The 23304-nt window shown below is 66.3% G+C and carries 18 protein-coding genes; 11 read left to right on the forward strand and 7 right to left on the reverse strand.

What is annotated here, in order from left to right; translation table 11 throughout:
* Window positions 1-25 precede the first annotated feature (25 nt).
* The 7 genes from rpsA to trpA all read left to right on the forward strand — a co-directional run bounded on the left by rpsA (window position 26) and on the right by trpA (window position 6860).
* Window positions 26-1735 carry a 30S ribosomal protein S1 gene (gene rpsA / locus DW352_RS18600; RefSeq protein WP_115692725.1) on the forward strand — a complete coding sequence of 570 codons (1710 nt, stop codon included), beginning with the start codon at window positions 26-28 and terminating at the stop codon, window positions 1733-1735.
* Between the two features lie 257 nt (window positions 1736-1992).
* Entirely contained in the window at window positions 1993-2967 is a 975-nt protein-coding gene (sppA, locus tag DW352_RS18605) for a signal peptide peptidase SppA (RefSeq protein ID WP_115692726.1), read from the forward strand.
* Between the two features lie 18 nt (window positions 2968-2985).
* Window positions 2986-3294, forward strand: coding sequence for an integration host factor subunit beta (locus DW352_RS18610; RefSeq protein ID WP_115692727.1), 309 nt, complete (start codon window positions 2986-2988; stop codon window positions 3292-3294).
* A 160-nt stretch (window positions 3295-3454) separates the two neighbouring features.
* Window positions 3455-3808 (forward strand): lipopolysaccharide assembly protein LapA domain-containing protein, encoded by a 354-nt coding sequence (locus DW352_RS18615; protein WP_115692728.1) that lies wholly within the window; start codon window positions 3455-3457, stop codon window positions 3806-3808.
* A 57-nt stretch (window positions 3809-3865) separates the two neighbouring features.
* On the forward strand, window positions 3866-4573 hold the full coding sequence (locus tag DW352_RS18620) for a phosphoribosylanthranilate isomerase (protein WP_115692729.1): 708 nt from the start codon (window positions 3866-3868) through the stop codon (window positions 4571-4573).
* A gap of 15 nt (window positions 4574-4588) precedes the next feature.
* Window positions 4589-5833 (forward strand): tryptophan synthase subunit beta, encoded by a 1245-nt coding sequence (gene trpB, locus DW352_RS18625; RefSeq protein WP_115692730.1) that lies wholly within the window; start codon window positions 4589-4591, stop codon window positions 5831-5833.
* 190 nt (window positions 5834-6023) lie between these two features.
* Window positions 6024-6860, forward strand: a complete 837-nt coding sequence (trpA, locus tag DW352_RS18630; RefSeq protein ID WP_115692731.1) for a tryptophan synthase subunit alpha — start codon at window positions 6024-6026, stop codon at window positions 6858-6860.
* Between the two features lie 199 nt (window positions 6861-7059).
* Here trpA and DW352_RS18635 read toward each other — a convergent pair whose 3' ends face one another.
* Together DW352_RS18635 and DW352_RS18640 are read right to left on the reverse strand one after the other, a co-directional pair.
* On the reverse strand, window positions 7060-8019 hold the full coding sequence (locus DW352_RS18635; RefSeq protein WP_245434177.1) for an ABC transporter substrate-binding protein: 960 nt from the start codon (window positions 8017-8019) through the stop codon (window positions 7060-7062).
* Window positions 8020-8241: 222 nt separating this feature from the next.
* Window positions 8242-9543 (reverse strand): Rieske 2Fe-2S domain-containing protein, encoded by a 1302-nt coding sequence (locus DW352_RS18640; protein ID WP_115692732.1) that lies wholly within the window; start codon window positions 9541-9543, stop codon window positions 8242-8244.
* A 117-nt stretch (window positions 9544-9660) separates the two neighbouring features.
* On the opposite strand from DW352_RS18640, the gene DW352_RS18645 reads away from it, so the two are divergent.
* From DW352_RS18645 to DW352_RS18660, 4 genes are all read left to right on the forward strand, one after another.
* A complete protein-coding gene (locus DW352_RS18645) occupies window positions 9661-10851 on the forward strand; it encodes a Gfo/Idh/MocA family oxidoreductase (RefSeq protein ID WP_115692733.1) in 1191 nt (396 codons plus the stop codon).
* Window positions 10848-11411 (forward strand): MarR family winged helix-turn-helix transcriptional regulator, encoded by a 564-nt coding sequence (locus DW352_RS18650; RefSeq protein WP_115692734.1) that lies wholly within the window; start codon window positions 10848-10850, stop codon window positions 11409-11411. Before DW352_RS18645 ends, DW352_RS18650 begins: the two co-directional genes overlap by 4 nt.
* A gap of 249 nt (window positions 11412-11660) precedes the next feature.
* Window positions 11661-12551 carry an acetyl-CoA carboxylase, carboxyltransferase subunit beta gene (gene accD / locus DW352_RS18655; RefSeq protein ID WP_115692735.1) on the forward strand — a complete coding sequence of 297 codons (891 nt, stop codon included), beginning with the start codon at window positions 11661-11663 and terminating at the stop codon, window positions 12549-12551.
* A 117-nt stretch (window positions 12552-12668) separates the two neighbouring features.
* Window positions 12669-13976 carry a bifunctional folylpolyglutamate synthase/dihydrofolate synthase gene (locus DW352_RS18660; protein ID WP_115692736.1) on the forward strand — a complete coding sequence of 436 codons (1308 nt, stop codon included), beginning with the start codon at window positions 12669-12671 and terminating at the stop codon, window positions 13974-13976.
* A gap of 135 nt (window positions 13977-14111) precedes the next feature.
* Here DW352_RS18660 and DW352_RS18665 read toward each other — a convergent pair whose 3' ends face one another.
* The 5 genes from DW352_RS18665 to DW352_RS18685 form a co-directional block, all read right to left on the reverse strand.
* Window positions 14112-15110, reverse strand: a complete 999-nt coding sequence (locus DW352_RS18665) for an ATP-dependent DNA ligase (RefSeq protein ID WP_245434494.1) — start codon at window positions 15108-15110, stop codon at window positions 14112-14114.
* Window positions 15111-15334: 224 nt separating this feature from the next.
* A complete protein-coding gene (gene trxA / locus DW352_RS18670) occupies window positions 15335-15655 on the reverse strand; it encodes a thioredoxin (RefSeq protein ID WP_115692738.1) in 321 nt (106 codons plus the stop codon).
* 92 nt (window positions 15656-15747) lie between these two features.
* Entirely contained in the window at window positions 15748-19143 is a 3396-nt protein-coding gene (addA, locus tag DW352_RS18675) for a double-strand break repair helicase AddA (RefSeq protein WP_115692739.1), read from the reverse strand.
* A gap of 190 nt (window positions 19144-19333) precedes the next feature.
* Window positions 19334-22429 (reverse strand): double-strand break repair protein AddB, encoded by a 3096-nt coding sequence (gene addB, locus DW352_RS18680; RefSeq protein WP_115692740.1) that lies wholly within the window; start codon window positions 22427-22429, stop codon window positions 19334-19336.
* A 150-nt stretch (window positions 22430-22579) separates the two neighbouring features.
* A complete protein-coding gene (locus DW352_RS18685) occupies window positions 22580-23302 on the reverse strand; it encodes a nucleotidyltransferase family protein (RefSeq protein WP_115692741.1) in 723 nt (240 codons plus the stop codon).
* Window positions 23303-23304: the final 2 nt, after the last annotated feature.

The following is a 23304-nucleotide window of genomic DNA, read 5'->3' on the forward strand; positions in this document are numbered from 1 at the left end:
CCGGCGCCGGCTTTTAGGAGACTACATGGCTACAGCTACTGCGACGCGTGAAGATTTCGCCGCGATGCTCGAAGAGTCCTTCACCCAGGGCAGCCCCCAGGAAGGGACTGTTGTTAAGGGCAAGGTCGTCGGCATCGAAAAGGACCTCGCCGTCATCGACGTCGGCGCCAAGACCGAAGGGCGCGTCGCGCTCCGTGAATTCGCGGCCCCGGGCCGCCAGGCCGATATCAAGATCGGCGACGAAGTCGAGGTTTACCTGGAGCGCGTCGAGAACGCGCTCGGCGAAGCCGTCCTGTCGCGCGACAAAGCGCGCCGCGAAGAAAGCTGGGGCAAGCTCGAGAAGGCCTTCAACGATCAGCAGAAGGTGCAGGGCATCATCTTCAACCAGGTCAAGGGCGGCTTCACCGTCGACCTCGACGGCGCCGTGGCCTTCCTGCCGCGCTCGCAGGTGGACATCCGCCCGATCCGCGACGTCACCCCGCTGATGAACGTGCCGCAGCAGTTCCAGATCCTGAAGATGGATCGCCGCCGCGGCAACATCGTCGTGTCGCGCCGCACGGTTCTCGAAGAGACCCGCGCCGAGCAGCGTCAGGAGTTGGTGCAGAACCTCGAAGAGGGTCAGGTCATCGACGGCGTGGTCAAGAACATCACCGATTACGGTGCGTTCGTTGATCTCGGCGGCATCGACGGCCTGCTGCACGTCACCGACATCGCGTGGCGCCGCGTCAACCATCCGACCGAAGTGCTCAACATCGGTCAGACGGTGAAGGTCAAGATCATCAAGATCAACCACGAGACCCACCGCATCTCGCTCGGCATGAAGCAGCTGCTCGAGGATCCGTGGCAGGGCATCGAGGCCAAGTATCCGGTCGGCGCCAAGTTCAAGGGCCGCGTCACCAACATCACCGACTACGGCGCCTTCGTGGAGCTGGAGCCGGGCATCGAAGGCCTCATCCACGTCTCCGAGATGTCCTGGACGAAGAAGAACGTCCATCCGGGCAAGATCGTCTCCACCTCGCAGGAAGTGGAAGTGCAGATCCTCGAGGTCGATCCGGTCAAGCGCCGCATCTCGCTCGGCCTCAAGCAGACCATGCGTAATCCGTGGGAGCTCTTCGTCGAGAAGCACCCGCCGGGTTCGGTGGTCGAAGGCGAGGTCAAGAACAAGACCGAGTTCGGCCTGTTCCTCGGCCTCGACGGCGACGTCGACGGCATGGTCCACCTCTCGGATCTGGACTGGAAGCGTCCGGGCGAGCAGGTGATCGACGACTACAAGAAGGGCGACATGGTGAAGGCGCAGGTTCTCGACGTCGACGTCGAGAAGGAGCGCATTTCGCTCGGCATCAAGCAGCTCGCGGGCGACGTCATGTCGACCGGCGCGGCCGGCGAGATGAAGAAGGGCTCGGTCGTCACCTGCGAAGTCACCGCCGTCAACGAGGGTGGCATCGAGGTGAAGATCGTCGATACCGACCTCACCGCCTTCATCAAGCGCAACGAGCTTGCGCGTGACCGCAGCGAGCAGCGCCCCGAGCGCTTCGCCGTCGGCCAGAAGGTGGACGCGCGCGTCACCCAGTTCGACCGCAAGACGCACAAGGTCGCCGTCTCCGTGAAGGCCCTCGAAGTGGCCGAGGAGAAGGAAGCCCTCGCGCAGTACGGCTCCGCCGATTCGGGTGCCTCGCTGGGCGACATTCTCGGCGCAGCGCTCAAGCAGCGCGAGAGCGAGAAGGCGGAAGACTGATCCCGCCTTTGCCGGTTACCGGCTCGAAACCAAGAACCCCCGGGGCCATGCCCCGGGGGTTTTTTATTGCGACATGATCGTGCCAAGAATGGCGGAGAAAGCTATGGTTGCTGTCATTCCGGGACGCGAGCCATAAGCGTGCTTACGCGCCATGGCGAGCGGGCCCGGAATCCATACGCCGCAGCGCCGCGGCGTATGGATTCCGGGTTCGTCCCTTCGGGCCGCCCCGGAATGACGGGTTAGAAAAGGATCACGCCATGTCGCTCGATGCCGATGCCATCGTCGATCGCCGCCGCCTGCGGCGTAAGCTCACCTTCTGGCGCGTCGGCGCGGTGCTGATCGCGCTCATCGCCATCGTCGGCGTCGCGCTGCTGGCGCTGCCGGCCACGCGCATCGGCGCCAATCCGAACTACGTCGCACGCATCAAGATCCAGGGATTGATCCGCAACAACCAGGAGCGCGTGGAAGCCCTGACGCGCTTGTCGCGCTCGAACGCCCGCGCGGTGATCGTGCACATCGACAGCCCCGGCGGCACGACGGCGGGCTCCGAACAACTCTATGACGCGTTACGCGACCTGCAGGCCCGCAAGCCGATGGTGGTCGTGGTCGACGGGCTCGCCGCCTCGGGCGCCTATATCGCCGCGCTGTCGGCCGAGCACATCATCGCCCAGGACACCTCGCTGGTCGGCTCGATCGGCGTGCTGTTCCAGTATCCGAACTTCACCGACGTCATGAAGACGATCGGCATCAAGATGGAAGAGGTCAAATCCTCGCCGTTGAAGGCGGCGCCCAACGGCTTCGAGCCGACGAGCCCCGAAGCACGCGCCGCCATCGCCGCGATCGTCAGCGATTCCTACGACTGGTTCAAAGGACTGGTGAAAGACCGCCGCAAGATGGACGACGCCCAGCTCGCCAGCGTCTCCGACGGCCGCGTCTTCACCGGACGTCAGGCCGTCGGCCTCAAGCTGGTCGATGCGCTCGGCAACGAGAAGGCGGCGCGCGCCTGGCTGGCGCAGGCCAAGAACATTCCCGTCTCGACGCCGGTACGGGACTACGCGCTCACGCCGCGCTTCAGCGACTTCTCGTTCCTGCATCTGGCGGCCTGGAGCCTCGACAACGTGGGGCTGAATGCCGTGGCGCGCGCCATCGAACAATGGGGCGGCAGCGAGGCGGTCGAAAGACTCAATCTTGACGGGCTCTTAGCGCTTTGGCACCCTCCGACTTCCAACTGATGGGATAAGCCGGTGTCTATGATCAAGTCAGAGCTCGTGCAGCGGATCGCGGCGCAAAACCCGCACCTGTATCAGCGCGACGTCGAGAATATCGTCAACGCCATCCTCGGCGAGATCACGGCGGCCATGGCCCGCGGCGATCGCGTCGAGCTGCGCGGTTTCGGCGCGTTCTCGGTCAAGCACCGCCCGGCCCGCACCGGACGGAACCCGCGCACCGGCGCCCATGTCTCGGTCGAACAGAAGTCGGTTCCGTTCTTCAAGACCGGCAAGGAAATGCGCGAGCGGCTGAACAAGCTCGACGGCGCCGCCGAATCGGCGGCGGAGTGACGCCGGGGCGCGTGTCCCGGGCGGCGCGGCGCGGCACCTCGAGCTGCAGCACCTTGAGCTGATGCCGCGGCCGGCCTTGTTCCGGCCGTCAACGTCTTTAGAGTGCGCCGCAATCCATCGCGCACGTTCGGCTTAGCGCCGGCGACTGGCAAGAACGCCCATGTTCCGTAAGATCGTCACTGCCATCATCGTCGTGCCGCTGGCGTTGATCCTCATCGCCTTCGCGGTCGCGAACCGCCAGTTCGTGACCGTGTCTTTCGATCCGTTCTCGTCCGCGAACCCGGCATTCGCCGCCACCCTGCCGCTCTTCATCCTGGTTTTCGTGCTGGTCATCTTCGGCGTCGTCATCGGCGGCGCCGCCGCCTGGCTGCGGCAGGCCAAATGGCGGCGCGTCGCTCACCGGCTCGATGCCGACGTGCGCGCGCTGCACCAGGAGCTCGAGGCCTTGCGCCGCCGCGAGACCGCCGCGCCTGCCGCCAGCCGCTATCCGGTGATCCCGCCGCCGGCGGCCTGAGACGGCGCCATTCGCGCTTTGCGAGCGGCGGGATAAGACGCTAGAACCCCGGCCAGCATGGCACTAACGGTCAAAATCTGCGGTCTCAGCACGCCCGAAGCGCTCGATGCGTCGCTTGAATCGGGCGCCGACATGGTCGGCTTCGTGTTCTTCCCGCCGAGCCCGCGTCATATCGGGCCGCAACTCGCGCGCTCGCTGGCGGCGCGGGTCAAGGGCCGCGTGGCCAAGGTGGCCCTGACGGTCAACGCCACCAACGAAACGCTGGCGATGATCGTCGAGGCGCTCAAGCCCGACATCCTGCAACTTCACGGCAAGGAAACGCCCGAGCGCGTCGCGGTCATCCGCTCGCGCTTTGGTATCCCCGTGATGAAGGCGCTGCCGATCGGCGAGCGCGCCGACCTGTCGCCGATCCGCGAGTACGCCGCCGTCGCCGACCGCCTGTTGTTCGACGCGCGGCCGCCGGAGACGGCGACCCGGCCGGGCGGCCTCGGCCAAACCTTCGACTGGACGCTTCTCAAGGGACTCGGCCTGAAGATTCCCTATATGCTGTCGGGCGGACTGGATGCCGAGAACGTGGCGGAAGCGCTGCGCGTTACGCGCGCGCCCGGCGTCGATGTATCCTCCGGCGTCGAACGTTCGCCCGGCATCAAGGATGTCGGCAAAATCCGCGCCTTTATCCGCGCCGCGCGCGCGGCCGATGCGGCGCTGTCGTCGCCACCGCTCGAACTGGGCGCCGCGCAGGCCGCACGAAGCCCGAGCAAATGAGAGATTGAAAAGCGTATGAGCGTTCAGCAGATCAACTCGTTCCGCACCGGACCCGACGAGCGCGGGCATTTCGGCATTTATGGCGGCCGCTTCGTCGCCGAGACCTTGATGCCGCTCATCCTCGATCTCGAGCGCGCCTATAACGAGGCCAAGGCCGATCCCGCCTACAAGAAGGAGATGGACGGTCATCTCGCGACTTACGTCGGCCGGCCCTCCCCGCTTTATTTCGCGGAGCGCCTGACCGAACATTTAAGAAAGACGGCCTCCGGCCTTTCGGGCGGCGGCGCCAAGATCTACTTCAAGCGCGAAGAGCTGAACCACACCGGCGCGCACAAGGTGAACAACGTGCTCGGCCAGATCATGCTGGCCAAGCGCATGGGCAAGACCCGCATCATTGCCGAAACCGGCGCCGGCATGCACGGCGTCGCCACCGCGACGCTCTGCGCCAAATTCGGCCTGCCCTGCATCGTCTATATGGGCGCGGTCGACGTCGAACGGCAGAAGCCGAACGTGCTGCGCATGAAGATGCTCGGCGCCGAAGTGCGCGCGGTCACCTCGGGCTCGAAGACGCTCAAGGACGCGATGAACGAAGCGCTGCGCGACTGGGTCACCAATGTCGCCGACACGTTCTATTGCATCGGCACCGTCGCCGGCCCGCATCCTTATCCCGCGATGGTGCGCGACTTCCAGTGCATCATCGGCAACGAGACGCGCACGCAGATGCAGGCCGCCGAAGGGCGCCTGCCGGATTCGCTCGTCGCCTGCATCGGCGGCGGCTCCAACGCGATGGGTCTGTTCCATCCCTTCCTCGACGACCGCGGCATCGAGATCTACGGCGTCGAAGCGGCCGGTCACGGCATTCCGTCGGGCCAGCACGCGGCGTCGATCGCCGGCGGCCGCCCTGGCGTGCTGCACGGCAACCGCACCTATCTGCTGATGGACTCGGACGGCCAGATCATGGAGGCGCACTCCATCTCCGCCGGCCTCGATTATCCCGGCATCGGCCCCGAACACGCGTGGCTCAACGACATGGGTCGCGTGCAATTTTTGTCCGCGACCGACGTTGAAGCCGTCGCGGCGTTCCAGCTTTGCAGCCGGCTCGAAGGCATCATCCCGGCGCTCGAGCCGGCGCATGCGCTCGCCAAGGTGCTGGAGATCGCGCCGACGAAACCGCAGGATCACCTGATGGTGGTCAATCTCTCCGGCCGCGGCGACAAGGACCTCGCCAGCGTCGAAGCCTGGCTCGAGGCCAGAGGCTGATGACGGCGAAGCCGCATGGAAACCTCTCCCCGTCGGGGAGAGGTCGCTCGCGCAGCGAACTCACACCTGTCACCGTCGTCCTGAGGTGTGCGCCCTTGCGCACCTCGAGGGACGACGGCCACCACCCTTCGAGGCTCGGCCGCTTTGCGGCCTCGCACCTCAGGGCGACGGCCTACACGCGGAGCCACTGATGACCACCCGTATCGAAAAACGTTTCGCCGCGCTGAAGGCGGAAGGACGCGCCGCGCTGGTGACCTTCACCATGTCCGGCGATCCGGACACGGCGACCTCGCTCGCCGTCATCAAGGCGTTGCCGAAGGCCGGCGCCGACCTGATCGAGCTCGGCATGCCGTTCACCGATCCGATGGCCGACGGCCCGGCGATCCAAGCCGCCGGCGTGCGCGCGCTCGCGGCCGGGCAGACGCTGAGCAAGACGCTCGCCATGGTGCGCGACTTTCGCACCGAGGACGACGACACGCCGATCGTGCTGATGGGCTACTACAATCCGATCTACATCTACGGCGTCGATCGCTTCCTGGTCGATGCCAAGGCCGCCGGTGTCGATGGCCTCATCGTCGTCGACCTGCCGCCGGAAGAAGACGAAGAGCTCTGCATCCCGGCTCTGAAAGCGGGGGTCAATTTCATCCGCCTCGCGACGCCGACCACCGACGACAAGCGCCTGCCGGCGGTGCTGAACAACACGTCGGGCTTCGTCTATTACGTGTCGATCACCGGCATCACCGGTTCGGCCGCGCCGGATGCGACCAAGGTCGCCGCCGCGGTGACGCGCATCAAGCGCCATACCACGCTGCCGGTCGCGGTCGGCTTCGGCGTGCGTACGGCTGAACAAGCGCGCATGATCGCGCAAGGCGCCGATGGCGTCGTGGTCGGCTCGGCACTGGTCGATGTGCTGCGCGCCAGCCTCGACAAGGATGGCAAGGCCACGCCGCTGACGGTCAAGGCGGTCGCGGACCTCGTCGCCGATCTGTCGCAAGGCGTGCGTGGCGCCAAGGCGGCGGCGGAGTAGCTGCTGATTTGAATTCAGAATGGCCGCATGCACGGCCGGCTCCCTCTCCCCTGTGGGGAGAGGGTTGGGGTGAGGGGGTTCCTGCCTCTCGAATATTGTAACCCCTCACCCGCCCGCCTTCGCTAAAGCTTCGGCGGTCGACCTCTCCCTATGGGAGAGGTGAAGCGAGCCCGGGGCCCACTTCTTTCATTCACTACTTTTACTGCGGCGGAATGCGGATCAAGTCGGCGAGTTGATCCTTGGTGAGCGGCGCGGCGGTGAACTTCAGTTCCACCGCATCCTTCACGATCTGATCGAGGCCGACGATCTTGTCCGGCTCGATCGCCGGCGGCTTGAAGAAGTCGTCGCGCGTGCGCTTGGCCTTGGCGACACTGATCTTGAGCCAATCGGAATAAATCTCGAGTGCCTTCGGATCCTTGTACATGAACGCGACCGTCTCGCGGTACGCCTTCATGTAACGGTTCACGATGTCCTGGTGCTCCTTCAGGTAATTGGCGTTGACAAGATTGACGCGCACGGTCTGGCCCTTGAACACATCGGCATCATTGCCGGTGGCAATCATGCGGATGTCGCCCTTGTCGAGCTGATCAAGCCCGAACGGCGGCGCCGCCCAGCCGACGTCGACCTGGCCCGACATCACCGCGGTGATGTTGGCCGCCGGACCGCCCATCGCCACCGGCTTGGCTTTATCGAGCTTGTACTGCTTGATGAAGGCCAGCACGACTCCGTTGGTCGACGAGCCATGTGTCGAATAGGCGATCGTGTGACCGTCGACGTCCTTGATCGATTTGATCGGCGAATCCGCCTTCACATACCAATAGAGGTCGCCGGCGCCGGTGGTCTCGGCACTCAGGATGCGCAACGGCGCCCCCTTCGCATAAGCGCTGAGCGCGCCCATGATGCCGCCGGCGATGCCGAGGTCGACACTGCCGGAAATCACCGCCTGCTGCGTCTCGCCCGAGCCGTTGGTGTAAACCATCTCGAGCACGAGACCGTGCTTCTTGAAGATACCGGCGCGCTGACCGATCTCAGATACCGACGTGTCCCAGTTGCCGCGCTGACCGACGGCGAGCTTCACCGTGTCCTCGGCCGATGCCGCCTGCATGGCAGCCAGCATCGCGACGCCGGCGATCATGCCGGCCCAACGCTTCTGATTCATTCTATTCCTCCCTGTTGAGCTTTTTGTTTATCGTTAAGCATGTGTCGTCTTGCGGCGCCACATGCACTCTTCACCTCCCCCATAGGAGAGGTCGGCTCACGAAGTGAGCCGGGTGAGGGGTTACAAAGTTCGAGCTTCAGAAGCCCCTCACCCCCACCCTCTCCCCACAGGGGAGAGACAGCAGGCCGTGCATGCGGCAGGCGCGCCTCAATCCGTCGCTCGTTATGCCGTAACGGATTGCGGAGCGCGCGCCGGCGCCGTTTCGCTTCCTCCTCCCAGTGAACGCCAATTCGTTGTCTTCGGCACCACGCCCTCGAACGAGCTGATCGACGCGTGCGGGATGCGCGGCGCCTGCGTGCCGATGGCTTTGCCGGTTTCCTTCATCGTGCGCGCGGCATCCACCATCAGACGGCGGAATGCGCCGACGGCGACGTCGCTCGCGCCCATGCGTTCGGAGGATCGCTTGCCGATCTTGCCCATGGATTCCCACATCGCGATGTCCTGATTGGGAATGCCGGCGATGCCGGTGAAGTTGCCCTCCTTCATCAGCACGCGATCCTGGCCGTAATCGTTGGCGCGATTGCGCAGGTTGTCGAAGTTCTGATCGACGTCGACGCCCCACTCCAGCCTGTTGAACTTGCGCCAGACGTCGGGCGGCACGCCCGGCTTGTCGGGGCCGTTCCAGGCGATGAAGTAGAACATCGTCGTCTCGTCGTCCTCGGGCGTGAGAAGCGTCGCGACGTTGTGCACGTTGTTGGGCGGGATCAGCGCCGTGAAGGGCGCGACATAGACCGTGGTGCGGATGTAATCGTGCGTCGCCTCGTTCATGATCGGGCGGCGGATCGCGGCATAGCGGAAGCCGTAGCTGGTGCGCTCGATCTGGAAACGCGGCGCCTTGTCGGTGGACGGCCGCAGCCAGTTCACATCGGTGGCTTGGGCGCCATCGACTTGCGCCGGCACCATGTCCGACGAATGCAGGCTGGACGAATGCGCCGAGTCGATCTGCCCTTCCAGGATCTGCGCCCAATTGCAGCGCACGCGCACCTTGGTGGCGCTCACGCGCGCATCCGGCGTCGGCGCAAAAGCCGGCGCCTCGAACACAGGCATTTCCTCCGGTGGGCCCATATAGGTCCAGACGAAGCCGCCCGCTTCGCGCGCCGGATAGGACTTCTGCTTCACGCGGCACGGGTCGGCTTTGTCGACCGGCTCCGAAGCCATGTCGACAACATTGCCTTCCACGTCGAACTTCCAGCCGTGATAGAGGCAGCGCAGGCCGCATTCTTCGTTGCGTCCGTAGACCAGCGAGGCGCGGCGGTGCGAGCAGTACTCGTCGAGCACGCCGACGCGGCCTTTCGAATCGCGGAACACCACCAGGTCCTCCCCGAGGACCCGCGCGCGGATCGGCTTACCGTCGGCGGTTAGTTCCTCGGACAGGCAGGCGGCCACCCAATGGCGGCGCATGATCTGCCCCATCGGGGCATCCCCCTCGACACGGCAGAGCAAATCGTTTTCTTCCGGAGTCATGGCGGCATTTCTCCCTTGCGAGCCGTGGCTGGCCAAAGCCGTCGCCGCGTGCTTATTCTTAGATATCTAAGAATAAGACTAGTGAAAGGAAACGCCCTTGTCGAGCGGGGTTGAAGCGTGAACGAGAAACGCCAATTGCGCCTGGGGGTTGCAGGTCTCGGCCGGGCCTTCACGGTGATGTTGCCAACCTTGGCCCGCGACCGGCGCATCAAGCTGGTCGCGGCGGCCGATCCCCGACCCGAGGCGCGCGAGCGCTTCGCCGCCGAGTTCGAGGCGCGCAGCTATGAGGATGTTGAAGCGCTCTGCGCCGATCCGGATGTCGAGGTCGTTTACGTCGCGACGCCGCATCAGCTTCATGCCGCGCATGTGAAGAGCGCGGCAGCACACGGCAAACACATTCTCGTCGAGAAGCCGATTGCGATCTCGCTCGCCGAATCGACAGAGATGATCGAAGCGGCGCGCGCGGCCGGCGTTCATCTCATCGTCGGCCACAGCCACTCGTTCAACGCGCCGATCCTGCATTGCCGCAAGCTGATCGACAGCGGCGCGTTCGGCCGCGTGCGCATGATCACCGCGCTCAACTACACCGACTTCCTTTACCGGCCGCGCCGGCCGGAAGAGCTCGATACGGCCAAGGGCGGAGGCGCGCTGTTCTCTCAGGCACCGCACCAAGTCGATGTCGTGCGTCTGCTCGGCGGCGGCCGCGCCAAGGCCGTGCGCGCGCAGACCGGCGCATGGGATCCGACGCGGCCGACCGAAGGCGCCTTCTCAGCCTTGTTGACGTTCGAAGACGGTGTCTTCGCCTCGCTCACCTACGACGGCTACGGCCATTTCGATTCCGACGAATTCCAAGGCTGGGTCGGCGAGATGGGCCAACAGAAGAAGGCACAGGGGCCGCGCGTGCTGCAGCGCTACGACGATCCCGATGTCGAAGCGGCGGCGAAAAATGCCCGCAATTATGGTGGTTCCGGCTATCAGCCGGCCTCCAGCGCACCGCCGCAGCATCATCAGCATTTCGGCCTCGTGCTGGTGAGCTGCGAGCGCGGCGAGCTGCGTCCGACGCCGGATGGCGTGATGGTGTATCAGCAGGGCATCGGCCGGCTCGACGAGCTGCCGCCGCCGCCGGTACCGCGCGTCGAAGTGATCGATGAGCTCTATGAGGCGGTCGTGAACAAGCGCGCGCCGCTGCATGACGGCCGCTGGGCGATGGCGACCCTCGAAGTTTGTCTCGCCATGTTGCGCTCGGCGCGCAACGGCACCGACATCGCGCTGTCGCATCAAACCGGCTTGCCGCGGGACCGCGCATGAGTACGCCGCCGACTTCCGGCATGGAGACCATCCTCCGCCACTGGCGCGAGGCCGTGCCGGACGATCGCCTGGCGCACTTGGTGCGCGATGCCGCGCGCTCCCTCGTGCGCGCGCTCAGCGTGCGCCTGGCCGAGCACGACGTGTCGTTCGGCCATTGGTCGTTCCTGCGCATCCTGTGGGAAGGCGACGGCCTGACGCAACGCGAGTTGAGCGATCAGGCCGGCGTGATGGAGCCCACCACCTTCTCCGCGCTCAAGACGATGGAGAAGCTCGGCTATGTCGAACGGCGTCAACTCGGCAATGATCGCAAGAAGGTCTACGTCTTCCTCACGCCCACCGGCCGCGCGCTAAAGGAGCGCCTGGTGCCGCAGGCCGAGGAGGTCAACCGCATCGCCGTCGAAGGCGTGAAGACCGCCGACATCGCCGCCGCCCGCACGGTGTTGCTGGCCGTGATCGAGAACCTCGCCCGTCACGAGCAGGAAACCGACAAGCGTATGCCCTCGACCCGGCAGATCTCGCGCCTCGCCGCCAAAGGCGGCCGCCGGTCGCGCAAGAAGTGAGGCCGTCACCCTGAGGTGCGAGCGAAGCGAGCCTCGAAGGGCGACGGACGGTGATTCCGGGGCCGTATCCTTCGAGGGCCGGCTGCGCCGGCCACCTCCGGATAACGGGGTTAGGCTACTCTGCCGGACAGCGTAACCGCGTCATGACTCCGCCGCCCGGGGTGGCTATATACGGGCCGGTTTCCGCGCTATAGCGGGGGTGACGGCCGGGCTGCGGCCGGCCAAGCCTTTGAAAGTTAAAGGATTCCGATGAACTGGATCTCCAACGTCGTCCGGCCGAAGATTCGCAGCTTCCTGCGCCGCGAGACGCCCGAAAATCTCTGGATCAAGTGCCCGGAGACCGGCCAGCTCGTCTTCTACAAGGACGTCGAGGCCAACCAGTTCGTCATTCCCGCGTCGAACTACCACATGCGCATCTCGGCGCCGTCGCGGCTCAAGGGCATGTTCGACAGCGGCGAGTTCGAGGACATCCCGCTGCCGGATGTGCAGCTCGACCCGCTCAAATTCCGCGACGAGCGCCGCTACGTCGATCGCCTCAAGGATGCCCGCACCAAGACCGGCTATCAGGACGCGGTGAAGGTCGGCGTCGGCAAACTCGAAGGCCAGACGGTCACCATCGGCGTGCAGGACTTCGACTTCATGGGCGGCTCGCTCGGCATGGCCGCGGGCGAAGCGATCATCGCCGGTTTCGAGACCGCGGTGCGCCGACAGACGCCGTATATCCTGTTCGCGGCTTCGGGCGGCGCGCGCATGCAGGAAGGCATCCTGTCGCTGATGCAGTTGCCGCGCACCACCGTGGGCGTGCAGATGCTGCGCGAGGCCAAGAAGCCCTACATCGTCGTGCTCACCAATCCGACCACCGGCGGCGTCACGGCCTCCTACGCCATGCTCGGCGATGTGCATATTGCGGAGCCGGGCGCGCTCATCGGCTTCGCCGGGCCGCGCGTGATCGAGCAGACCATCCGCGAGAAGCTGCCGGAAGGCTTCCAGCGCGCCGAATATCTCGCCGCGCATGGCATGGTTGACATGGTCGTGCACCGTCACCAACTCCGCGAGACGCTGGCCCGCTTGTGCCGCCTCATGACCAAGGCGCCGGCCGCGCCGGCGCAGGAGCTTTTGCCGATCCCCGCGCACGCGTGATCGCACACGGACGTCATCATCCGCGAAAGCGGATGATCCAGTACTCCCGGTGTCCTATGATTGCGACGCCTGTGCTTACTGGATGCCCGCTTTCGCGGGCATGACAGAAAGATCTAGATGACCCCCATCGACTCCATCCTCGCGCGGCTGACCGCGCTGCATCCCAAGCGCATCGATCTCTCGCTCGATCGCTTGCAGCAGCTTTTGGCCGCGCTTGGACATCCCGAGAAGAAACTGCCACCGGTGATCCACGTCGCCGGCACCAACGGCAAAGGCTCGACCGTCGCCTTCCTGCGCGCCATCCTGGAAGCCGCCGGCAAGCGCGTGCACGTCTACACCTCGCCGCATCTGGCGCGCTTCAACGAGCGCTTCCGGCTGAATGGCGCGCTCGTCTCCAATGACGAACTCGCCGGGGCGATGGAGGAATGCGAGCGCGCCAACAAGGACGCGCCGATCACCGTGTTCGAGATCACGACGGCCGCCGGCCTGCTGCTGTTCTCGCGCCATCCGGCCGACGTGCTCCTGCTCGAAGTCGGACTCGGCGGCCGGCTCGATGCGACCAACGTCATCGACGCGCCGCTCGCCACCGTCATCACGCGCATATCGATGGACCACGTCGACTTCCTCGGCGACACGCTGGAGAAGATCGCCGCCGAGAAGGCCGGCATCCTCAAGCGGAATGTCCCGGCCATAATCGCCGCGCAGCATGGCGATGTGTTGCGTGTGATCGAGCGCCAGGCGGCGCGGCTCAAGGCGCCGCTCAAGATTTCCGGCGAGGATTTCACCGCCACCGAGGAACGCGGCCGCCTCGTTTATCAGGACGACAATGGCCTGCTCGATCTGCCGGCGCCGAAGCTTTACGGCCGGCATCAATTCGAGAACGCGGGCCTCGCGATCGCCACTTTGCGCGCGATCCCGTCGCTGAAGATTCCCGCGGCCGCTTACGAGGCGGGGCTGGTGAAAGCCGATTGGCCGGCGCGCATGCAGCGGCTCGCGCAGGGCAAGCTCGTCGACCTCGCGCCTCCGGGCAGCGAATTGTGGCTCGACGGCGGGCACAATCCGGATGGTGGCCGCGCCATCGCCGCGGCGCTCGCCGATCTCGAAGAGCGCGTGTCGCGGCCGCTGGTGCTGATCGTCGGCATGCTCGCGACCAAGGACTGCGAAGGCTTCCTGCGCAATTTCACCGGGCTCGCGCGCCGCATGATCGCGGTGCCGATCCCGGGCGCCGACAAGCCGCTGACCGCGGAGGCGGTCGCCGACTGCGCGCGCAATATCGGCCTGCCCGCCACCAGCCGCGACAATCTCAGCGAAGCGTTGGACGCCGTGCGCAAGCTTGATCTCGAGCCGCCGCCGCGCATCTTGATCACGGGTTCGCTGTATCTCGCCGGCGATGTGCTGCGCGAGAATGGAACCTTGCCGTCGTAGTTCTTCTTATCCCTCCCCCGCTCGCGGGGGAGGGTGGCGAGCGAAGCGAGCCGGGTGGGGGCTGCATTTGATTGTGATGTGACCCCACCCCCGGCGCTAACGCGCCGGACCCTCCCCTTTCAGGGGAGGGACACCTCACTTCAACAACTTCATCAGATCCGCCTTCTTCTGCAGCACCTGATCCATGGTGCATTGCTTCGGCGCCTTGTCGGGCCGCCAGCGCACGAGCCGCGTGCCATGACGGAAACGGCCGCCGCTGAAGTGATCGTAGCAAACCTCCACCACCAGCTTCGGCTTCAAAGGCTGCCATTGCGACGAGCGCTTGGTGGACCAGCGGCTCGGGCCACCGGGCTTGTCGCCGGTGAAACCCGGCGGCGCGATCAGCTTCTCCAGTCTGTCGGTGAGGGCCTTCTTCTCTTCGTTTTTCAACGACGACGTGAAGCCGACATGGTTGAGCAAACCCTTGTCGTCATAGAGTCCGAGCAGCAGCGAGCCGACGGTCTTCTTGCCTTCGTTGTAGCGGAAGCCGCCGACCACGCAGTCGGCCGAACGGAAATTCTTGATCTTCTGCATGCCATGGCGGTTGCCGCTCTCGTAAGGCACATCGCGCCGCTTGGCGATAATGCCGTCGAGCGTGCCGCCGACCTGCTTGAGCCATTTCCGCGCGTCGGCGAGCTTCGTCGTCGCCGGCGATAGCCGGATGCTCCGTTGCCCGCGGAAGTACTTCTTGGCGAAGTCTTCCAACCGCGCCCGGCGATCCGGCAACACGTCCTTCGTCAACACATCGCCGTCCGCGTCGAGCAGCAGATCGAACACGATCAGCAGCGCCGGCGTCTCTTCCGCCAGACGCCGCACGCGGCTCGCCGCCGGATGGATGCGCTGCAGCAGATCGTCGAAGGAGAAGACGCGCCCCTGCGGCACCACGATCTCACCGTCGAGCACGAAGCGCTTGGCCTTCAGCGCGGCGGCCGCGGCAACGATCTCGGGAAAATAGCGGGTGAGCGGCTGGCCGGATTTCGATTGCAGCGCGACTTTGTCGCCGTCGCGAAACACCAGGCAACGAAAGCCGTCCCATTTCGGCTCGTACTGCCATTGCTTGCCCGCCGGGATCTCGGCCACGGACAAGGCTTCCATCGGAGCGAAAGGTTGGCGGAGCGCGCGGGTCATGACCCTCGTTAACGCGCGACAACGGCTTCGGTTGAGAAAGTGTCGGCCGAATTCGTTCGCATGTCGGCGTTTGACGCCTGCGCACTTCGCCCTCCCACCTCCAGGGGAGGTGAAGAAAAAGCGCGACACCCTGCAAAAGCAAAACGGCCGGCTTTCGGCCGGCCGCTTCGAAAGTTTTGGCGGTAACGCCCTCAGACGCCGCCGGAAATCCACTGCTGCAGCTTCTGCTTCGGCGCGGCGCCGACCTGGCGCGATGCGATCTCGCCGTTCTTGAACATCATCAGTGTCGGGATCGACATGATGCCGTACTTGGCGGCGGTGTTCGGATTCTCGTCGACGTTGAGCTTGACGATCTTGACCTTGTCGCCGAGCGCACCGGCGATCTCTTCCAGCGCCGGAGCGATCATGCGGCACGGGCCGCACCATTCGGCCCAGAAGTCGACCACGACCGGCTCAGCCGACTTCAGCACGTCAGCTTCGAAGGTGGCATCTGAGACTTTGCCGACGGCCATGGGAATACCTCGTGTTGTGTGTCGCGGCGCATAAAGCGTCTAGGAATTGGAGTCGAAACCTATGGAGCGCCCCCCCTACCGTCAAGCGGCCCTCACGCGGGCTTGACCTGCGCCAATGCGGCTTCCAGCGTCTCCGTGGAAAGCTCCATCAGATCAGGCACTTCCGTCCAGATCAGCGCGGCCCGCACGGCCTTGTCCGGGTATAACTTCATCAGCACGGCGCGATAGAGCGCGAGCTGGGTGATGTAAGGCCGCGGCACCTCGTCGATTCGCGTCGGGGGCGGCCGATTCGTTTTGAAATCGCCAATAAAAACCGTGTCTTCGGTGATCGCAAGACGATCGATCTGGCCGCTTACCTGGATCGTCTCGCCGTTCAGAACGAGCCGGCCGACGATCGGAACTTCGGCCCGGCTTTCCGGCCCGTACAAAGCCGCCAGACGCGGATGCTCGAGCACCCGCATCACTTGCGCGGCGAGCGCATCGCGCTCGCCTGCGGGCAACTCCGTGCCGGCGCGCGCCAGATAATCCGCGGCGGCCGGCGCGCGGCGCGCAGCCGGGATGTCTGGCAGCGCCTGCATCAGCCGGTGCGTCAGCCGCCCGCGCACTAGCGCAAGCGTATCGGCGGTGGCGCCGGGCTTGCGCGTAACCGCCTCTTCCACCGTCGACGGTGTCACCGTACGGACCGCGACCGGCTCCGGTTTCGCCGCCTGCGACAGCCATGCCGGCACCAATGTCAGACCCGGCTGCTGCATCTCTTCGCGCGGCTGGGCCGCAGCAGGCTGCGCCTCGCCTTTGCGATAGCGCAGCACCTCGCCGTCGCCATCGTCCGCAGGCTCGGTCGTGCAGTCCAATTCCAACGCATCGCAGACGAGGCTGTACCAGCAGCCATCGGGAATCTTGGTGCGCCCTTGCGTGCCGCACACGATCAGCCGCTCGGCCGCGCGCGTCATCGCCACGTACAACAGGCGCCGATATTCGTCGCGCGCGTCGGTGCGCACGCGCTCGCGCGCCTCGCTCATCGCACCGACATCGTCGGATCGCGCCGTGCCCCAGACCACGGGGCCGCCGGGCAGATGCAGCAGGCGCGGATCGCGCGGCCCGGTCGGCGCCGATGTGGTGTCGGCGAGTATGACGGTGTTGGCCTCGAGGCCCTTGGCGCCGTGCACGGTCATCACCCGCACTTCGTCGCGCGCCATCTCCATGTCGCGGCGCACTTCGCTCTGTGCCTTGCGCAGCCAGTCGACGAATCCTTGCAGCGAGGGCGTATCGCGCGCCTCGTAATCGAGCGCGAGATTGAGGAATTCATCGAGCGCGTCGTTCGCTTCGAGCCCGAGCCGCGCCAGGAATTGTTTGCGGCCGCCGCGCGCGCCGAGCACGTAAGCAAAGAAGCCGAACGGCGTATTGTGGCGGGCGGCGCGCGCCATGTCCGCTAGCGCGCGTTCGGTCTCGGCGAAATCCGCATTGTCGCGCAGGGCGGCGCGCAGCGCGCCGTCGCGATTCCAGGCGAGCGCGAACAGCTGCTCTTCCGATAAGCCGAACAGCGGACTCTTCAACACACTCGCGAGCGCGAGATCGTCGTCCGGCAGCAGCAGGCAGTCGGCGAGCGCCAGGAGATCCATCACCGCGATATGCTCGGTCAGCACCAGCCGGTCGGCGCCGGCGACCGGCACGCGCGCTTCCTTCAGCGCGCGGATGATCGCCTCGAACAAAGGCCCGCGCTGCCGCACCAGGATCAGCACGTCACCGGCCTTGAGGCCTTGCGCCGTCCAGCGCTTCACATTGGTGGCGATCTTGCGCGCGAGCCGCACGCGCGGGCTCTCTTCGCTTTCGGTGTCGAACGGCGCGTCCCAGCCTTCGATCTCGCGCCGGTCGGCGGCCTGGATCAGCGGCCACAACTCGACGAAGCCCGGCGCGGCATCCGGCAACGCCTGATGCTCGGGAATGCCGACTTCGTCGGTGGTGATGCTGGCGTAGACTTCGCGCGCCTTGAACACCTGGTCGACCGAGCCCAGCACGCTCTGGCCGGAACGGAACGAACGATGAAAGCGCAGATAGCGCCAGCCCTGCGCCGGGTTGTCGAACTGACGCTCGAACAGCCGCCGCATGGCGTCGAACTCACGCGGCCGCGCGCCCTGGAAAGAAAAGATCGACTGCTTCTCGTCGCCGACGGCGAACACCGTGCGCTTGACGTTGTCGCGCGCACCGCCCGGCGAGAATTCGGACGCCAGCAGTTGGATGATCTGCCATTGCTGCGGGCTCGTGTCCTGCGCCTCGTCGATCAGCATGTGGTCGATGCCGAGATCGAGCTTGTAGTGCACCCACGCCGACGCGCCGTCGGACAACAAGGGCAGCGTCTTGTCGATGAGATCGTCGTAATCTAGCAGCGCGCGGCGGTTCTTCTCTTTGCTGTAGCGATTGATGACCTCGGCCGCGATGGTGACGAGCGCGCTGGTGCGGTCGCGCGCGCCGAGTGCCCGTTCGCGCGCCAGCAGGGCGCAGACGCGGCCCTGTTCCGCCTGAAGCCGCTCGAGCCAGTGCGGATAGTCGTTCGCCAAAGCCTTGGTGATGATGTTCTTGCGCGGCTCGAGCTCGCTCGTGCAGAACACTTTCAGATATTGCTCGATGCGATCGCGGCCGACGGCAACGCGCGCCGCCTGAAGCGCGGCAATGTGTTTCTTGTCGTTGGCCGAACCCAAGGCGAGCATGTCGATCAGCCCGGGCCAGTCGCCGGGCGGAACATGCGAGGCGTCGAAGAATTCGGCTTCGATGCTCTCGCGCGTGTCGGCGGGATCGAGCCCGAAGCTCGCCGACAGCTCGTCGATCGCCGCCGCCACGCTGCCGGCTTTGCCGATCCAGGCGGCCAGCGCATCGCGCTCTCTGATGGCGTCGGTGATGACGTCCTTGAAGGTCTGATCCGCGGCGACGACGATCGCGGTGGCCAATGCCTTGCCGAGCGCACTGCCCGGGTCGGCGGCGGCCTCCTGCAGAACGTCGAGCGTCAGCTGGTCGAGCAACTGCGTGGTCGAGGCTTCATCGAGCACGGTGAAGCGCGCGGCAACATTGGCCTCGAACGGAAACTGATGCAGCAGCCGCGTGCAGAAGGCGTGGATGGTCTGCACCTTCAGCCCGCCCGGCGTCTCCAGCGCCGAGGCGAACAGCCGCCGCGCCCGCGCGCGTTCGCTCGGGCCGGGCTTCTTGCCGGTCGATTGCTCGATGCGCTTGTCGAGCGCGGCATCGTCGAGCGTCGTCCATTCGGCAAGCGTGTCGAACACGCGGTTGGCCATGTTGGCCGCCGCCGCCTTGGTGAAGGTGATGCAGAGGATCTTGGCCGGATCGCAGCCGCGCAGCAGCAGGTTGATGACGCGCTGCGCCAGCACGTGCGTCTTGCCCGAGCCGGCGTTGGCCGAGACGAAGGCCGAGATGTCCGGATCGGCCGCTTCGATCTGCACGCGGCGCACATCGGGCGGAATGGTGCGGGAAGATGTCATGGCACGGCCCCCATCCCTCCCCCCGCGAAGCGGTGGGGAGGGTCGCCCGCCGAAGCGTCAGCGAAGGCGGGTGGGGTGGGGGGCGAACCACGGCGAGCGGCGAGCATTGCGCCCCCCACCCCCGACCCCTCCCCACCACGCGCAAGAGCGCGCGGGGGGAGGGGAGATCGCGCCGAAACGTCATACGCCATCACCCCTCCCCCTCGTCCGCGCCGCCGGTGAGCGACCATTCCTTCACGCGCGCGAGATGATCGTAGTCGCCGTAATGCGTGCGCCACATCGGATGCACGAGCGAGAGATAAGGCGCATCCTTGTTCTCGAAGGTGGTGGCGAGCGCCTTGAGCTTCGCCAGGGCGTGCTCGGCCTGCGTGTCGGGCGTGCCCTCCTTGAAGTCGATCGGCTGTTCCTTGCCGGCCGGCTCGCCGCCCTTCAGCGTCACATAGGTGATCGCGGATACCGAACCAGGCGCCACGTCCTTGAACCCGCCTGCGCGCAGGATCGCCGCTTCCAGCGTCAATTGCGGCGCGAGGCCGGTGCGTACCTGCTTTTCGGTGCGCGCCTGCCCGGTCTTGTAATCGACGATGGCGTAAGTGCCGTCGGTGCGCTTTTCGATGCGGTCGGCGACGGCCGAGAGCGTAAAGGTGCGATCGCCGATTTCGAACTTCAGCTCGCCTTTGATCTCGGCATAAAGCGAGGCGATGCTCGCACGTCGCGCGCCGTCCCATTGCGCGAACCATTGCGCGATGCGCTCGTAGCGCGGCCACCAGAAAGCACGCGCCTCCGGATAATCGGCGAGCGGCTTGAACCGCTCGTCGCCGAGCGCCGTCAGTTCCTTCATCGGATCGGCCGGCGCGCCGTCGGCGAAGATCCGCGTGTAATCGCCGATGGCGCCGTGAATGATGGTGCCGCGGTCGCGCGCTCCCGGCGGCGTGTCGACCGCGTCGAGCGGCATCAGCCGCAGAATGTAACGGGCATAGATCGTATAAGGGTCGCGCAGCCAATCCTCGATGGCGGTGACCGACAGGCGCGTCGGCCGCGCCTCCAAGGGAGGCTTCGGCTCCGGCCGCGCGACGGCCTTCACCTGAGCGGGTTGATCGAGCGCGCGGACAAGCTCGAGATATTGATCGCCGCGCGCGATCACTCTTTGCCACCGCGCTTCGCCGGCGAGCGCGCCGATGCGCTGCACGAAACGCGAGGTCACCGTCGGCGCGCCGGCAAGCTTCTGCGCGCGCGTCAGGATCACTTCGTTCATGCCGAGCGCCTGGGCGAAGTCGTGCGCGGACAGGCCGATGCGCCGCTCCGGCGGATCGAGCCCGAGATCGCGCCGCATCGGCCGCGACAGCCACGGATCGCTGCGCGTCTCCGGCGGCCACGTCGCCTCGTTGAGGCCGCCGAGGATGACGCGGTCGACCGTCTGCAAACGCGCTTCCAGCGGGCCGTAGATGTGCACGCGCACGTCGCGCGTTTCCGGCCGGCGCACGACGCGGTCGCCGATGGCGGCCTGGAACACATCCGGATAATCGCCGCGCGCGATGGCGAGGCTCTGCGCCGACGGGCTGGCAATCAGGTCGTCCAGCGCATCGACTAACGCACGGCCATCGACGCCGTCGAACGCCTCCTCGCCGGCGAGCGCGACAATCGCCTGGCGATGGCCCGTGGCCAAGGTCGCCAGCGGATGTTCGCGCGTCAGCGTCTCGAGCGGCGCGAGCGCGGCGGCGAGCCGCTCGATGAGTTCGGCGGCGGCATCGAGCGCATCCTCATCGAGCAGCCAGCGCGGATCGCTTCTGTGCATGTCGTGACGGTTGGCGCGGAAATGCGCGAGCGCAGCTTTAAGCGCCGGCGTGCCGGGTTTCGGCCGCGGCCCGCGCAACAGCGCGCGCTCGAGCGCGGCAGTGGCCAGGTCATGCGCGCCCGGTTCTGCACCGAGCCGCAACAACGGATGCTTGAGCAGCGCGAGCAGCGTGACCGGTTCAAGGCCTTTGATTGCCGCCGCCGCGGCGAGCCGCGCGAAACGTCCCGCCGCCGTGTCGGCAAGGCTGTCGCCGCCGGAGTCGTCGACCGCGATGCGCCAGCGCTCGAGCGCGGCGAGCACGCGCCGCGCCAAAGCACGGTCCGGCGTCACCAGTGCCACGGTCTTCTGTGGCGGCTCGAGCGTCTCGCGGATTGCCACCGCTATGGCGAGCGTTTCCTCCTCGGCATTGGCGGCTTCGATCAGCGCCACGGTACCGAGCGCGGAATCGATCGCGCTGTTGAAGTCATCGGCCTTGCGCGAAAGCTGCCAATGCTCGGTCGTCGCCGCCGGCCGCAAGGCTTCCGATGCCAACGCCTCACGACCGCCGCCCGCGCCAAGCTGCGTCACCTCGGCGCGCGTGATGTTCATCCGCTGCAGCAACGCTTGCAGCGCGAACTGCGCATGGCCGGCCGACGGCGCGCCGTCATGCGTCTTGTCGCCGCCGTCGCCGGAAATGCGCTGCCACGATGTCTCGTCGAGATGCATGTCGAGGCCGGGCAGCACGACCGCGCCATGCGGCAGCGAGGCGATGGTGGCGAGCAGCTTAGCGGTCGCCGGCATCGAGCCGGTCGACCCCGCGGCGATCACCGGCGCATTGCTGCCGGCGAGGCGCTGCGCTTCCGCCTCGATCAACAGATCGCGCCGCTCGGCGGACTCGATGGCGCCGCGCTCGGCACGGATCGCCGGCCAGACCTCGCGCGCGATCTTCAAAAAGCGCAGCGAGAGCTGCCAATACGAGTCGAGATCGTCCGGCACCAAGGTGTCGAGCTTGTCCCACGACACCTGACGCGTCGTCATGTCGTCCATCAGCCGCGCGAGATCGTCGGCGAGTCCCAGCGCCGCCGACGGTGTGTTGGCGACGAGCGGCGAGCCGGCGGCGCTGCGCACCTCCGGCGAATTCGCCCACTTCAGGATCAACTCGGCGAGCAACAGCCGCCGCTCCAGCGGCTCGATCGCCGGCGGCAGGCTGAGCGCCGTTTCCGCCAATTCAGCGGTCGCGGCCTGCGCGAAGGCGATCTCGTCCTCGTCGAGATCGCCGAGCGGCACGATGCGTGGCAGGATCGCCGCGTCGCCGTCGAGACGGTCGAGGAAAACATCGCGCGCGAGGCGGCAGGCGCGCCGCGTCGGCAGATAGAGCGTCGCCCGCGCCAATTCCAACGGTTCGCGCGAGGCCGGAAAGCCGGGCACGAGCTTGCCCGCGCGCAACGCGTCGATCAGCACCGTGAGAAACGGCGCCGAGGCGGGGATGTTGAAGACGTTGGGACGAGTCGCCATGACGAAAGCATATACCCTGTCGTCCCGGGCGGCCGAGCGCTCGCGAGGGAGGCCCGGGACCCATACCCACTGTCCTCAGTTTGAGTCGAGAGCGTGGTGGTTATGGGCTCCGGCTCGCGGTCGCTACCGCTCGCTTGGCCGGGACGACAATCACTGCGCGCTGGCGATGATCGCCTTTTCCGCCTCGCCGACGGCGTCCGGCGTGCCGACATGCATCCACAGGCCTTCCAGCCGCAGGCCGTGCAGGCGGCCCGCTTCGGCGGCGCGGTCGAACAGATCGGTGAGCGAGAATTCGCCCTGCGGCGCATCCTTGAACAAAGCCGGCGACAGGATGGCGGCGCCGGCATAGACGAACGGCGCCACTTCGCGCTCGCTACGCCGCCGCAGCCGGCCGTCGCCTTGCATGATGAAGTCGCCGCGGCCGCTATAGCCGATGCTCCCCGTCGTCGATGCCAGCAGCAGCAGCGCGTCCATCGCGTCAGGATCGAAGGCTTCGGCGAGGCGCACGAGATTCGGCCGCACGCCGTCGATCCAGATGGTGTCGGAATTGATGTGGAAGAACGGTGCCGGCCCGAGCAGAGGCAATGCCTTGACCACGCCGCCGCCGGTGCCGAGCAAAAGGCCGCGCTCGTCCGACAGGACGATTGCCGGTTTCGCCCGGCCCTTCACATGCGCTTCGATCTGTTCGCCGAGATAATGCATGTTGACCACGGCGCGTTCGACGCCGGCCTCGGCGAGGCGGTCGAGCACGTGATCGAGCAGCGCCTTGCCGGCGACCTTCACCAGCGGCTTCGGCATGGTGTCGGTCAGCGGACGCATGCGCGTGCCGAGACCGGCGGCGAGCACCATGGCGGTTTGCGGAATCGTGTTCATGC

This window comes from Pseudolabrys taiwanensis (genome assembly GCF_003367395.1).
GTDB lineage: Bacteria > Pseudomonadota > Alphaproteobacteria > Rhizobiales > Xanthobacteraceae > Pseudolabrys > Pseudolabrys taiwanensis.

What these genes read in the sequence shown, in the direction of transcription:
- rpsA (WP_115692725.1), top strand. Translation starts at nt 26, where the DNA reads ATGGCTACAGCTACTGCGACGCGTGAAGATTTCGCCGCGATGCTCGAA.
- sppA (WP_115692726.1), top strand. Translation starts at nt 1,993, where the DNA reads ATGTCGCTCGATGCCGATGCCATCGTCGATCGCCGCCGCCTGCGGCGT.
- DW352_RS18610 (WP_115692727.1), top strand. Translation starts at nt 2,986, where the DNA reads ATGATCAAGTCAGAGCTCGTGCAGCGGATCGCGGCGCAAAACCCGCAC.
- DW352_RS18615 (WP_115692728.1), top strand. Translation starts at nt 3,455, where the DNA reads ATGTTCCGTAAGATCGTCACTGCCATCATCGTCGTGCCGCTGGCGTTG.
- DW352_RS18620 (WP_115692729.1), top strand. Translation starts at nt 3,866, where the DNA reads ATGGCACTAACGGTCAAAATCTGCGGTCTCAGCACGCCCGAAGCGCTC.
- trpB (WP_115692730.1), top strand. Translation starts at nt 4,589, where the DNA reads ATGAGCGTTCAGCAGATCAACTCGTTCCGCACCGGACCCGACGAGCGC.
- trpA (WP_115692731.1), top strand. Translation starts at nt 6,024, where the DNA reads ATGACCACCCGTATCGAAAAACGTTTCGCCGCGCTGAAGGCGGAAGGA.
- DW352_RS18635 (WP_245434177.1), bottom strand. Translation starts at nt 8,019, where the DNA reads ATGAATCAGAAGCGTTGGGCCGGCATGATCGCCGGCGTCGCGATGCTG.
- DW352_RS18640 (WP_115692732.1), bottom strand. Translation starts at nt 9,543, where the DNA reads ATGACTCCGGAAGAAAACGATTTGCTCTGCCGTGTCGAGGGGGATGCC.
- DW352_RS18650 (WP_115692734.1), top strand. Translation starts at nt 10,848, where the DNA reads ATGAGTACGCCGCCGACTTCCGGCATGGAGACCATCCTCCGCCACTGG.
- accD (WP_115692735.1), top strand. Translation starts at nt 11,661, where the DNA reads ATGAACTGGATCTCCAACGTCGTCCGGCCGAAGATTCGCAGCTTCCTG.
- DW352_RS18660 (WP_115692736.1), top strand. Translation starts at nt 12,669, where the DNA reads ATGACCCCCATCGACTCCATCCTCGCGCGGCTGACCGCGCTGCATCCC.
- DW352_RS18665 (WP_245434494.1), bottom strand. Translation starts at nt 15,110, where the DNA reads ATGGAAGCCTTGTCCGTGGCCGAGATCCCGGCGGGCAAGCAATGGCAG.
- trxA (WP_115692738.1), bottom strand. Translation starts at nt 15,655, where the DNA reads ATGGCCGTCGGCAAAGTCTCAGATGCCACCTTCGAAGCTGACGTGCTG.
- addA (WP_115692739.1), bottom strand. Translation starts at nt 19,143, where the DNA reads ATGACATCTTCCCGCACCATTCCGCCCGATGTGCGCCGCGTGCAGATC.
- addB (WP_115692740.1), bottom strand. Translation starts at nt 22,429, where the DNA reads ATGGCGACTCGTCCCAACGTCTTCAACATCCCCGCCTCGGCGCCGTTT.
- DW352_RS18685 (WP_115692741.1), bottom strand. Translation starts at nt 23,302, where the DNA reads ATGAACACGATTCCGCAAACCGCCATGGTGCTCGCCGCCGGTCTCGGC.